Annotated in this window: 7 protein-coding genes; 1 reads left to right on the top strand and 6 read right to left on the bottom strand. The window is 69.5% G+C overall.

Annotated features, from left to right (window positions below):
- Positions 1-68 precede the first annotated feature (68 nt).
- The gene (locus AB0E69_RS31060) at positions 69-2,867 is read left to right on the top strand and encodes an AAA family ATPase (RefSeq protein ID WP_360154096.1); all 2,799 of its coding nucleotides are present in this window, start codon (positions 69-71) and stop codon (positions 2,865-2,867) included.
- On the opposite strand, the gene AB0E69_RS31065 is transcribed toward AB0E69_RS31060, so the two are convergent.
- The 6 genes from AB0E69_RS31065 to AB0E69_RS31090 form a co-directional block, all read right to left on the bottom strand.
- Positions 2,860-3,798 carry a helix-turn-helix domain-containing protein gene (locus AB0E69_RS31065; RefSeq protein WP_360154099.1) on the bottom strand — a complete coding sequence of 313 codons (939 nt, stop codon included), beginning with the start codon at positions 3,796-3,798 and terminating at the stop codon, positions 2,860-2,862. The genes AB0E69_RS31060 and AB0E69_RS31065 overlap by 8 nt on opposite strands.
- Positions 3,799-3,814: 16 nt before the next feature.
- Positions 3,815-5,773 carry a DNA/RNA non-specific endonuclease gene (locus tag AB0E69_RS31070; RefSeq protein ID WP_360154102.1) on the bottom strand — a complete coding sequence of 653 codons (1,959 nt, stop codon included), beginning with the start codon at positions 5,771-5,773 and terminating at the stop codon, positions 3,815-3,817.
- Between the two features lie 12 nt (positions 5,774-5,785).
- On the bottom strand, positions 5,786-8,938 hold the full coding sequence (locus tag AB0E69_RS31075; protein ID WP_360154105.1) for an ATP-binding protein: 3,153 nt from the start codon (positions 8,936-8,938) through the stop codon (positions 5,786-5,788).
- Positions 8,931-10,727: a serine protease gene (locus tag AB0E69_RS31080; RefSeq protein ID WP_360154108.1), complete on the bottom strand. Its 1,797-nt coding sequence runs from the start codon at positions 10,725-10,727 to the stop codon at positions 8,931-8,933. The genes AB0E69_RS31075 and AB0E69_RS31080 overlap by 8 nt, the downstream gene beginning before the upstream one ends.
- Positions 10,728-10,745: 18 nt before the next feature.
- Positions 10,746-12,134 carry an amidohydrolase family protein gene (locus tag AB0E69_RS31085; RefSeq protein WP_360154111.1) on the bottom strand — a complete coding sequence of 463 codons (1,389 nt, stop codon included), beginning with the start codon at positions 12,132-12,134 and terminating at the stop codon, positions 10,746-10,748.
- A 128-nt stretch (positions 12,135-12,262) separates the two neighbouring features.
- Positions 12,263-13,039 (bottom strand): helix-turn-helix transcriptional regulator, encoded by a 777-nt coding sequence (locus tag AB0E69_RS31090; RefSeq protein WP_360154114.1) that lies wholly within the window; start codon positions 13,037-13,039, stop codon positions 12,263-12,265.
- Positions 13,040-13,070: the final 31 nt, after the last annotated feature.

A 13,070-nucleotide genomic window follows, 5' to 3' on the forward strand; every position in this document is an offset into this window, starting at 1 on the left:
CTCCGCACGATCTGCACCCGGCGAGCTTGCCGGGGGTCGGGGACCCGGGAGATGCGAGGATGGCCGGTATGCGGGCCGTTGTCAGTCCAGTGCTGGTCAACCGGCGGACCGAGCTCGCGGCCGTGCACGCGGCGTACGCGCAGGCACGCGCTGGGCGATCGGGCACCGTGCTGATCTCGGGCGAGGCCGGCATCGGCAAGTCACGCCTCACCCAGGCCGCGGTCGCGGCGCTCGAGGGCGATCCTCTGGTGCTGACCGGCGGTTGCCTCGAGCTCGGCGCGGACGGTACGCCGTGGGTCCCGTTCCTGGCGATCCTGCGCAACCTGCTGCGCGAATGGGGTCGCGACCGCCTGCTCGACGCGCTCCCGGCCGGTGGGTCGGCCCTCGCCGGCTGGCTGCCCGAGCTGTCGTTTCCGGAAGGTGCCGGCGGTCAGGTCCGTCTCTTCGGCGAGGTCCTCGGCCTGCTCACCCGGGCCGCTGAGGAGCGCCCGCTGGTGCTGGTGATCGAGGACCTGCACTGGGCGGACGCGTCCAGCCGCGAGCTGTTCGTCTACCTGGTCCGCAACCTCGCGAGTTCCGCCGTACTGCTGGTCGCGACCGTGCGTACCGGCGAGCTCCCAGCCGGGCACCCGACTCGGCAGCTCCTGTCCGAGCTTGGCCGGCGCCCGGAGGTGGTCGCACTCGAGCTGGAGCCACTCGGCAGACAGGACGTCACCGCTCTCCTCGCAGCCATCGACGGCCGTCAGCCGGATCCTGTCGCGAGCAGCGAGATCTACCGCCGGAGCACCGGCAATCCGCTCTTCGTCGAGGCTCTGTTCGCCTCCGGTACGGCGTCCGCCGACGGCCTCACCACGCTCCTGCTGAACCGCGTCGCCGACCTGTCCCCGTCCGCGCGCCAGGTCCTCACCACCATCGCGGTCGCCGGCGGCACCGTCGCGGACGACCTGCTCGCGAAGGTCTCGGACGAGTCCGTGGACGTCGCGATCCGCGAACTGGCCGGCCGCCAGCAGATCTCCGTCGTGGGCTCGCAGTACGTGATCCGGCACGACCTGATTCGCGAGGCCGTCTACAACGACCTCCTGCCCGGTGAGCGGCGCGAGCTGCACAAGCGGTACGCCGAAGCGATCGAGCCCGACCCTGACGCGTCCGCTGCGCTGGCCCGGCACTGGATGGTCGCCGGTGAACCGGCCAAGGCGCTGGTGGCGGCGTGGCGAGCGGCGGACCGAGCCGAGCGCCAGTACGCGTACGACGAGCAACTCAACATGCTGGACCGCGTCCTCGAGCTCTGGACCGATGGCCTGATCGAGGTGGAACGCGCCAAGGTCCAGGAGCTCGCCGCCGAGGCATCCTTCGCCACCGGCCGCTCCCAGGCAGGCGTCGATCACGCCACCGCTGCACTCGCCGCGATCGACCCGGCCGCCGAACCCCATCGCGTCGCCGCCCTCCTGCGCGTCCGCGGCCTTCTGCGCTGCCGAATCGACGGCACCGGCACGGACGACCTGCTCCGAGCTGTCGACCTCGTCCCGGAGGAGACCGTCCTGCGCAGCCGGGTGCTGTCGGCACTTGCCTTCACCGAGTTCGTCACTGCTCCGGCGCCTGACATGGCCCAGCACGCACACGACGCTCTGGCCCTGGCGGAGCGCCTCGACGACCGCCAAGCGCTGGCCGACGCGCAGCTCATCCTCGGCGGCATCAGCCTGCACCGCAGTGGACCTGAGCCGGCTCGCAAGTACCTGCTGGAGGCTCGCCGGTCGGCGGAGGCGGTGCGCGACCACCACACCTACCTGACCTCCCTGCAGTGGGAGGGCCAGACCTTGACGGATGCGGGCGAGCCGGCCGAGGCCGTCGTACTGCTCGAACAGGCTCAGCAGCAGGCTGAGCGGTGGGGTCGCGCGCGAGCCCGCGGGACGATGCTCGCGCAGAACCGCTCGCTGGCGCTGATCCGGCTCGGTGAGTGGGACGAGGCGCTCGACGTCGCGTACGGCGCGCTCGCGGACGGGCCGTCGCCCTGGTACGACGCGGCGCTGCGCTTCGGGATCGCGGAGGTCCACGTCCGGCGTGGGCAGTACGACGAGGCGGCCGGTCAGCTTGCGCAGATGATCACGCCACCGGCCGGAGCCGGGAGCGAGTTGGCGCTCCAACGGCTGCCGATCGCGGTGGCGCTTGAGGTCGGGCGGGGCGACGTACCGGCGGCCGACAAGCTGCTCGCGGATGCCCTGGCCGAGCTGGGCGACCGGGACGGGCTCGATCCGCGTTCGGTCGCCACGGTGTACCTGGCCGCGCTCGAGCTCGAACGCGAGCGGTCCGGGCGCCGGCGACAGGTCCCGGCCCGGTCGGTCGACGTACGGCGGATGTTGCCGGAGGCATCGCACTGGCCGGTCGTGACCGCCGTACTGCGAACCGGCGACGCCTTCGCGGCGGGGACCTTGCCGGCGTGGGATGCGGCGGTGCGGGCCTGGCGCGAGGTCAAGGACACGTACCAGGTGGCGGCCACTCTCGTGGGTTCGGCAAATGTTGCTCTACGCAACAACAACAAGCCCGGCGCGCGCCGCCGGCTGGACGAGGCTCGCGCGCTTGGTACTCGACTCGCCGCGGCGCCTTTGCTTGCCGAGATCAACGACCTGGCTGCGCGGGCGGGGCTCGAGGCAACCAGTGCCGAGGCCGAGGAGCCTGATCTCGGTCTGACCGACCGCGAGCTCGTCGTCCTCCGCACCCTCGCCCGCGGCCTCTCCAACGCCCAGATCGCCCGCGAGCTCTTCGTCTCCCCGAACACGGTCGCCACCCACGTCGCCCGCATCCTCCGCAAACTCCAGGTCACCACCCGCACCGAGGCCGCCGCCGTTGCCCATCGCAACGGACTCAGCTGACCCGGCCAGTCTGAAACGCGCGGCGATAGCCGTTCGGGGACGTCTGGAGCTGGCGACCGAAGTGCTGTCGCATGTTGATCGACGTACCGAATCCGCAGTGATGGGCGATCTCCTCGATCGGCATCGTGGTCGTCTCGAGCAGCTCCTGGGCGTGGTGCAGGCGTTGGCGCAGCAGCCATTGCAGGGGAGTGGTGCCGGTCTGTTCGCGGAACTTGCGGTTCAGAGTGCGCGGGCTGACGGCGGCGTGCGCGGCCATGTCGGCGAGGGTGATCGGATCGCCCAGGTGGTCGCGGATCCAGCGCATGGTGGCTTCCAGCGAGCCGCACTCCGGGCCGGGGTCGGGATGCACGATGAACTGCGCCTGGCCGCCGTCGCGCAGAGGCGGCAGCACGATGTGGCGCGCGACCTCGGCGGCGACGGCGGAACCGAAGTCCTGCCGGACCATGTGCATGCAGAGGTCGAGACCGGTCGCGGCACCGGCTGAGGTCAGTACGTCGCCGGAGTCGACGAAGAGCACGTTCGGGTCGACGGTGACGTTGGGGTAGCGGTCGGCGAGAACGCGGGCGCTCGTCCAGTGCGTTGTCGCGACCAGCCCGTCGAGCAGGCCGGCCTCGGCCAGCACCAGCGAGCCGCCGCAGATCGAGGCGATCCGGACGCCCCGCTGGTGTGCATCCTGGAGCAGCTCGACCACCTCGGCCGGCGGGTCGCTCACCTCGTCCCCACCCGGTACGACGATGGTGTCGGCGGTCCGCGCGTCGTCCAGCCCGTACGGCGTGTTGATGTCGAAGAGCTCCAGCCCGCCCGGACCGCGGACGGCCGCACCGGGCCGCTGGCCGCAGACGATCACGTCGTACAGGCGTGGTCCCCAGAGCTCACCCGCCTCCTTCTCGAGCGCCCTCTCCTCGTCTTCATGGGCTGGCTGACCGACCAACTACTAGACGCAGGAATCAGACGACGATCTGGTCGAAGGTCTCCAGGGGGACGAAGGCGGGCTCGCGGGATTCGGCGGATTCGTCTGGCGGATGGGCGAGGGGGTCGGCGGCGACGTACGGGCTCAGGTCGTAGCCGGTTGCTTCGGCGAGGTCGGCGATGGCTATCTGGAAGGTGCGGTACGGGCCTAGGACGAAGCCTTCGACGGCTTCGACCCGGGAACGCTTCTCCAGGAGTTCGCGGATCAGGTCGCCCTGGCTCAGCAGGTACGCCGTCGCGTGCAGCTTCTTGCCGCCGGTGGCCGGCATCACCACCAGCTTCCAGAACTCCCGCGGGATCTGCAGCTTCGGGACGAGGTCCGGATCGTCGGACCGGAAGATCGGCCCGGTGAACACGCACGCCTTGAAGCCCTCCGTCCGCGCACTGTCCAGGATGTAGTTCTCCAGGCCCTGCCAGAGCAGCTTGCCCTGGTTGAGCTGCGAGTGCTGCAGCGCCGCGTTCGTGTAGTGGAAGGTATCCGCGTTCGCCGCCTTCGCCAGCGCGGTCGCATCATCGATGCTCGTCGCATCGACGTCCCAGTTGGGATCCTCGCGCCGCACCATGTGTCCACGATCGATCTGCGGGTCGCTGTAGTCGTCCTGCCCGAGCTGGATCTCGGCCGGGATCCGCTGGTCCGCGAACCACTTGTCCCGCACACGCTTGATCCGCACCGAGTGCTTGCCGTCGATGTTGACCGCCGTCATCAACGGCTGTCGCCGATCTGCGTAGTACTTCACACCGAAGTGCGTGTACCGCAGCTCGAAACCTCCACCATTCGGCAGCGCCAGCAACCCTTCCGTGGCAGCATCAAGCCCCGGCCAAGGCGCCGCCAGCTCCTCCCCGAGGAAGCCCGCGTCGTACCCCTGCCGCCCGTCGAAGAACGAGATGGCGTGCGTTCCGTCCGTGGCCTCGGGCTTGGCGACCGGCCCCCGCGCCCTGACCGCGACGGCCGGCCGGTCACCGGCCAGCAGTCGCTTCAACGTGCCGACACCGACCGCAAAGTTCGCCTCCTTGTACTTCCCCGAGAAGTGGATCCCCACCACCTTCTTGTTCTCCAGATTGACCAGCGGCGAGCCCGAGTTCCCGCCCAGGCTGGTGCAGTCGTGGCGCAGCGCGGCCCCGTCGCCGGACGCCTGCATGACGAACCCAGGCGCGAACCGCTTGACGTCGAACAGACCCTGGAAGTACCGGATCTGGTCGTCCCGGTCATTCCGCGAGTCGTACGCCGGGTAACCGATGAGCGCGACCCGTTCGTCCCGGACGGCCTCCTGATCGGCCAGTGGCAGCGGCGACGGCAGGCCGGCGCCCTCGATGCGGAGCAGCGCGACGTCGGGCGACGCCTTGTCGGCGAGGTAGATGATCTTGGTGACCTCGACCGGCTGCGCGACGCCGAGTTTGGGATGCACCTGCTCAGCGAAGTCGATCCTTGCCTTGTACAACGGACCGGCAGGCGCACGGACGAAGATCCCGCTGCCGTCCGCCACTCGCGCGGCGACCAGTTCGGCGACATGCCGGTTGGTGGCGACCACGCGGCTGCCCGGACTCGGTTCGTCGATCACCCACCCGGTCCCGCCCCAGTCCATCTCGTAGTTGACGAACTCCAGCCGCCCGACCGACTTCACGTACGACTGGACCGCCTTGATCCGGATCTCGGTGTCGACCGCGAACTCCGGCAGCGGCTGCATGACGACGAGATCGTTCTCGACCAGCAACGGCGGCCGGCCGATCCGCCGGACGATCGCCTCCAACTCGTCGACCGGAAGCACGCTCTCCAGGTCGTCACCCTTGTCGAGCACCTCCGCATCCCGCTCCGACACCAGCACCGGCGGAACCTCACCCGCGGCGATCGCCCGCAGGATCTCCTTGCGCAGGGCATCGTTCTGCAAGCGCGCACTCAGCCGGGCCTTGCGTACGGCCTCGTCCTGTCCTTCTGTCATGGTCTTCCCCCTCTACATCTGGAAATGCCGCCGCCGAAGCAGCACAGCGAACGGCGGCACAAACGCACTCGGCACATTTCGCCTCAATAGGAGCGCCGCCGCGCCCATGACGTCCTTGCGAGCAACCTGTCCCGCATCGCTGTAGATCTTCGGCGCGCGCCGGCGCAGCAGTTCGAGTACGTCGTCAGCCCGCAGCTCCGGACACCACGCCTCCAACTGCGCTTCTGCCCTCGCGTAGCTGTCCGACCCGTCCCGCAGTCCCTCCACCCGATCAGCAATCGAGACGTCAACAGGCCGCGCCCACGCCGTCGGCTTCGTGCTTCTGTAGGACCACGAGCCGGCCGTCGTACGCCGCCAACGCTCAGCCGCTTGCGCCACCAGCCGCAGGTCGGGATCCTCATGCAGGTACGCCGCAGCTCCGATCGTCTCCGCGAGCAACCCCATGTCGGCCAGCGCCTGCGGCGGCTGCACAGACCCGCGGTTGTGCCACGGTTCTGAGCCTTGCGGTGCGAGATACCCCAGCTCGTCCAACGCCCGCCCGACCGAGGTCGCCCACCGACTGAAGTACTCATGCCCCGGCAACTGACTCATCGTCGCGACCAAGTCGGTGAACGGCGTCAGCACCGCAAACGCCCGAGCTGTCACCACCGAAGGATCGGCGCCGCTGACCTCCAGGGGGCCGGTCCGCCCGGTGATGCGCTCCCAGCCCGGATTCTCGCCGGAGAAGACGGTCGTCCGGATGCCTTGCTCCCACCACGTCGTGGCGTTGGCCGCCACGTCGTACTGCTTGATGGTCCGCTGGAACTCGATCCCGGCCCGCTGGAACGCGAACCGCAGCGCCGCGCTCGCCAACCCGGAAGCGGTCGACTCCATCGCCAGGCTCATCGCGCTGCGCCCGACCGCCGGATCCTCGACGAGGGCTTCCACGCAGGCGTCGAAGCTGAGCTCGGCCCCCAGCTCCAGCCGGCAGATCGTGTCCAGGAACGACGTGTTGTCCTCCGGCACAAACGGCGACCGACCCTCGCGACCCGGCGCTCCCGCCCGATCCCAACCACCCTGCCGCTCGAGCAACCCGCGTGCCTCACGCCATCGCCCTGAACGCCACAGGAAGGTGACTGCCGGGTTGGCGTCCGGGCTGGTCGGGTCGAAAGCAGCGCCCGCATAGGCGCGGTCGTAGATGTAGTTGCCCTCGAGCCAGTCCGACCTCTCGTTCATCGCCCGGAGCTCGGCGACCGCGTTCCCACCCAGCGGTCGTCCAGCCTGGGCCACTTCGCCGCGGAAGCTCGTCGACCGCTCGCCCCGGCTCTGCAGTACGACGTCCTGGGCGACCTCGGGCAGTTCCTCGATCGTTGGTAGGTCCAACTGGGCCAGCACCGCCGGATCGATCGGTGGTACGGCGGTCCGCCGGCGCATCAGCTGCAACTGGTGGTACGCCGACTCCACCGCGGCCCACCCCTCGCTCCGCACCCCGAACCACCGAGCCGCCGCCCGGTCGATCCGCGCCGACTTGGCCGGCTCGGCGTCGTACATCGGGGACAGCAGCATCTGGCGCACATCGGCGCGATGCCGGACGAATCCGATCGCCACCGCGTCCGGCTGGACAAGCCAGTGCTGACCCGCCAGCGCCTGGAACAGCTCGTCAGCCTGACCACGGGTGAGGTCTTTCAGCCCAACCTGCGGCCCGATCACCTCCCGAATCACGTCGGCGTTGATCCGCCGCACCACGAGCCCGGGGATCGCCAGCTTCTTCAACGCGTCGTTGTCGAGCCGGGACAAGATCGCGCGGTACAGAACCGGAACTGCCAGCTCGCCGCGCCCCCGCGCCTTCGCCAGCGCCCGGGGTCCGTGCTCGTTCGTGAACTTGGCCGCCAGCCGGAGTGCCAACGGATTCCCGTCGGCCGCCGCCCGCACGGCCGACCACGATCCCGGCTCCACCTCGAGTCGATGCAGCAGCTGATTTGCGCTGACGTCGTCCAGGCCGGTCAGGGGGATTCGCTCTTCGACGCGGTCGAAGATGCTGTTCAGGGCCTCGCCGCGTCCTGCGCCGACGACTACGAGCGGCACGCCCAGGGAGCCGGCGAGGTCGTCGAGCCAGAAGAACAGCCGGTCGCGGTGCGTCTCGCCTCGGGCCCGCAGTACCTCCAGCGTGTCCAGCAACAGCAGCATCCGCCGCGGCGGACTGCTCAGCGCGTTCGCCAGCACCGCGGCGAGATCCTCCGGGGAACCCTTCCGGCCGCCTTTGAGCGACAGTTCTCTCGCCGCCCGGTCCCGAGCGTGCTGAATCGCCTGCTCGGCACCGGGAACCTGTGCAGACACCTGCCGAGCGACCTCCAGCGTCAGACCGAGGAGGTCCAGTACATCGAGCCCGGCCCGGTCGAAGTCCAACCGGACGACCACCCAGTCGTCGTCCTGGCCCAGCAGCCGCGCCGCGACCTCCTCGAGCAACGCCGACTTCCCGATCCCGGGCAAGCCGTCGATGTAGAGCGCCTTGAGCGGCCGTTGGGTGACGACCTGGTCGAGCCAGCGGATGATCTGCGCGAGCTCTGCATCGCGTCCGAAGAACCCACGGTCCCGGTTGGCCGTCGCCGACTCCACGAGATCGAGATGCGTAAGCGCCGCCTTTACCCGCGGCACCTCCTGGTACTGCGGTGCCAGCGGCCCGGCCCGCCCCAGCCCGATCGCGATCCGCTCCAGCACCTCCCGGACGGCACCCCGCCCGTCCTCGCGGTCCGGGGCCGGTCGCGTCGCCCTGGCCACCGCGGTCGCGACCGCGTCGGCAGCGAAGATCCCGACCGCCTGGATCGCGCTCAGCAGATCCCTCGTCGGCTGGTCGTCCGCCGCTGTGTCCCAGCGCCGCGCGACCTCACTGCGTACCTGGTCAGCCGGCAGCCCGTTCAGGATCCGCTGCCGTTCGACGCCGCGCATCAACCACTGTCCGGTCACTGCCGACAGGATCGTGTCGCACGCCTGCGACAGCCCCGCCGCGATCGCGGTGAGTTCGCTCGGGCCGGCTGCCTCGACCTGCTCGACGCTCCGGACGGCCTGCACCGGGTCGAACGGTCCGGACAGGGCGGCGTACAACCGCGCCTGCTCGATGCCCTGGGCAACGATCGGCGAGTCCTCGGCCCGGGACCGGGTCGGCAGCACGTTGTCGTACTCAGACATGACGCGCCTCTTCCTGCGCGCGGAGAAACGCCAGATAGGGCTGCAGCCGCTCGACGACAGTGCCGAGCTGTCCCACCCCGTAAGACTGGTTCACGTGGTCTAGGCCCTGCAACGCGATCTCGGTCTGATCCGTGATCTGGTCCGGACCGACATCCGGCGCGAGCTCGGCCGCCGCGCGGGCCAGACAGTTCAGTACGTCGTCACGCGTGAACTCGCCGACGAAGTCCACCACCAACCCGGCGGGTCCGTCGCCACTCGCCACCTCCGGATCGCCGAACTCGAGCCCGCCCAGCTGCACGGTCTCCAGCCCCGCGACCACGACCCGAATCCGCGGCAACGTCAGACACGCCGCGACGAACCCCTCCAGCTGCAGCCGGGCCGCGTCGGACATCTTCACGACCGGCCCCTCGAAGAAGAACCACACCGTCCGCCCGAGCTTCGCCGCCGCCTCGTTCACCGCGACCGCGAAACGAGTAGCCTGCCCGAGGGCCACTGCTTCCGGGGCGGCCTGGAGCGGATCCACGCCTCCGGGCGAGGGCGGCTCGACGACCTGCAGGCCCAACGCCCTGACCCGGTCCGCGAGGTCCGCGACCAGGTCGGTCACGGTGTCACCGACCGGTACCGAGACCGGCAGCTGCTGACCGCCGTACCGGAGCAGCAGCTCGTCGAGGATCCGGTACGAGAAGCCGAGACCTGTCTTGTCGTCGCTGCTGAGGCGTTTCACCCGGATCCCACGGACCCGCGTGCTCTCCTTGGCCGCCTCAGCGACGCTGCGGACGAAGAGGTCCCGCCCGATGACCAACTGGTCGCTCTGCCCGTCCAGGTGCCAGAGCTCGGTCGGTGCGATGTCCTTCCGGATCAGGTCGGCGAGGTCGTCGAGGAAGAGCGACGCCGGGACGAACCGCCCGGACTTGTCGACCGATCCGTGGCGGTACTTGCCTTGGTGCAGCCCGAAGAACTCGAACTGCTCGTTGAAGCACGCACCACCGGACGACCCGCCCTCGGTGGTCTTCACATCATGGCGCAGCCGCACTGTGACGTGCGGGATCTTCCAGGTCTTACCCTTCGCCATCCCCTTGTCAACACCGGCCGGGAAGTCGAGCAGCCAGAGCTGCGCCCGGGAGGTGGCGGGCGGAGCCGTGGCGGGCATCCGCACGAACCCGAGGTGCCGCGCGGCCGGTCTGCGCAGGGTGAGCAGGGCGACGTCGTGCCGGTTCAGTACGTCGGCATCCTGGCTCGGAGCGATGTGGTCCCACTCGTCGTTGCCGCACGGGGACTCGTAGCACGGCGGTACTGCGGCTTCGTGCGTCTTGCCGTCGGCGAGCGTCACGGTCAGCCGCGGCTGCGGGTCCTCCACGACTCCGGGCTTGGCACGCCGTACGACGTGCCAGGCGGTGAGCACGAGCCCCGGTCCGACCAGGCAGCCGGAGCCGCTGAACTTGTTGTCCACCTCGATCCGGCACCGGAAGGCCTTGGCCCGCTCGACGAAGTGCTGCATCCCTTCCAGGCTGACCCGGTCGGAGCCTTCCGCCGTACTGTCGAGCTCGACGCCGCGCGCACGAAGTGCTTCGGCGAACGCGTCCAGCAGACCGCGCGCCTCGAGCTCGCGGATGCAGAGCTCAGCCGGGTCGGTTGCCACCAGACCGAGCGACCGCTGTACACCGGCCACCGTTTCGAACGCTGCGAGGTTCACCACCACGCCCACGTCCTGCTGGATCGCCGCCAGCGCCTCGTCGGCAACGGCTCGGCAGGTGGTGATGATCTCGATGAGCTCGGCATCGTCCCACACGGGGGAACCTCCCTGTCGTCATGGTGTTTCCGGTACAGGGCGGGCGAGCCAGGTCGGCGTGCGACCAGGGGCGTAGCGGGTGTAGCGGTCTCGGAGGCGGTGGTTGTTCTTGTTGGTGTGGTCGTCGAAGCCGAGGAAGTGCAGGGCGTTGTTGCCCATGAAGTCGGCGGCCGGACCGGGTCCGAGCCGGGCGCGGTAGAGGTCGCGGTACGTCGTGAGGAAGTTCTCCCACTCCGGGTGGATCGCGAGCATGAACCAGTCGGTGCCGTACATCAGGCGTTGCCGCATCACCTCGGTGGTGGCGCGGCCGAACATCTCGTGCAGGCGGTCGAGGTACGGCCCGGACAGCGCGGTGTCGTAGATCTTGTGGTCGCCGACGTCGGCGTACAGGAAGTCGAACCGCTCGGCCGCGTTCGCGATCTGCCAGATCCAGGCCGCCGGGTCCTCGACCGCGTGCGCGCCGCCGAAGTGGCCGAGGTTGACGTGCAGCTCGGGGTACTTGCTCAGGACATCGATCCACCCGCCGGGACCGGCCAGTCCGGCGTTCTTGTAGACGTCACTGGCGTACTGCGAGTTGTTGCAGTGGGCCGTGATCGGTACCTGCTCCGCCTCGCACCACGTGTAGAACTCGTCGAGCACTTCGTTGAGCGCACTGGCCTCGTCAGGCGTGATGTCGCCGACGGCAACGTTCTTCAGCGGGCGGAATCCCATCGGTGGGTAAAGCTTCACGCCGACGAACCCGAACCGCTGCACCGCGTCCTGGACGACGGCGAGCGGCGTGTCGATGTCGCGGGCCTGCCGAGCCCGTACTTCGTGCCGCGGGTCGAAGCCGACGAACGGGTGGATCCGCGCCTTCGTCGGCCACGGCAGGCGGTCGAGCATGCTGAGCCGGCTGATCTGCTCCTGCAGGATGACCTGCTCGCGGATCGTCGTCCGCGCCTTGTCGCCGAGCGCCGTACCGAGGTCGACGAGCATCGGGCAGAAGAGGTCGACGTCGGAGTAGACCGAGGTCAGCACCCCGGTCAGGTCCAGGCGTGATTTCGTGAACAGCTTCGCCCAGGTGACCGCCCGCCGTACGGCGCGGGTGACGTCGAACAGGCCTTCCTCGGTGTCCAGGTCCTGCGCGGCGCTGCGGACCAGTGCCGGGTTGCGCTGCAGGAGATCGGTCAGCTCCGCATCGACCTCGAGCCGGAGCTGGTCGAGTGGCTCGACCGGCTTCTCGGCCGGCGCCAGTCCTTCCAGAACGTCCTCGAAGATGCTGTCGCCGAGCAGCGCGTCGAGCCGCGGCTTCTCGTCGGCGTACCCCGGGGCGCCCTTCTGCACAATAGTGTCGAGCAGCGCCGCAACTGCGGGACTGACCAACGAATCGTGCAACCCGACATGCCGGACGAACCCCCGGACCGGCAAGTCGTCTGCATTAAACGTATGACAGTGAACATCCACCACCGGCATTGCGATCCCTCCCCACTGATGAGGAGGGAGCCGACCCCGCCGGTGATACACCTTCGGCCCGTCTTCGGAGCGAGCCGAGGCGCTCAGAGCAGGCGGGTGAGGACTTCGGCGTCGGGGGAGGACGGCTCGGCGTGGTACGTGATGATGACGAGGGAGTTGGTGCCGGCGACGGCCAGGGACTGGCGGCGCAGCGTCAGCGGGCCGACCGACGGGTGGTTGAACACCTTGAGCTCGTTGCGGGTCGGCCGTACGTCGTGCTTCGCCCAGAGCTCGCGGAACCTGTCGTCGACCATCAGGTCGGCGACGAGTTGGACGATGTACGGCGACTGCTGGTTGGCCTCGGCGCGGAGGGCGGCGGCGGTCTGGGCGGCGACGTCGGACCAGTCCGGAAACAGCTCGCGGGCCGCGGGGTCGAGGAAGATGCCGCGGACGAGATTCTGGCCGGGTGTGTAGAGCGGCGAGAGCGCCATGGCCAGTTTGTTCGCCGCCACCACGTCGAACTGACGGTCGCGAACGTACGCCGGCGTCTGCGGCCAGGCGTCCACGAGTTGCTCGATCTCTGCCAGGTCCACGGTCTGCTCGCCCGGCACGGCCGGCGCAGCGGCAAGGGCAAACAGGTGCGCGGTCTCGTCAGGGCTCAGTTGCAGCGACTTCGCCAACGCCTGCAGGACCTGCGCCGACGGATTGCGGTCGACGCCCTGTTCGAGCCTGGTCAGATACCGTTCGCTGAGACCGGCAAGCCGCGCCAGCTCGTCGCGGCGCAGCCCGGGCACGCGGCGTCGGCCGGAGTACACCAGTCCGGCTTCGTCCGCGCTGATCCGTCCGCGTCGCGCTTTGAGGAAATCGCCGAGCAGGTTCATCGCTCCGAGCCTAGCTGCCTACCCCTGGCAG

It is taken from the genome of Kribbella sp. NPDC026611, assembly GCF_040638345.1.
Lineage (GTDB): Bacteria > Actinomycetota > Actinomycetes > Propionibacteriales > Kribbellaceae > Kribbella.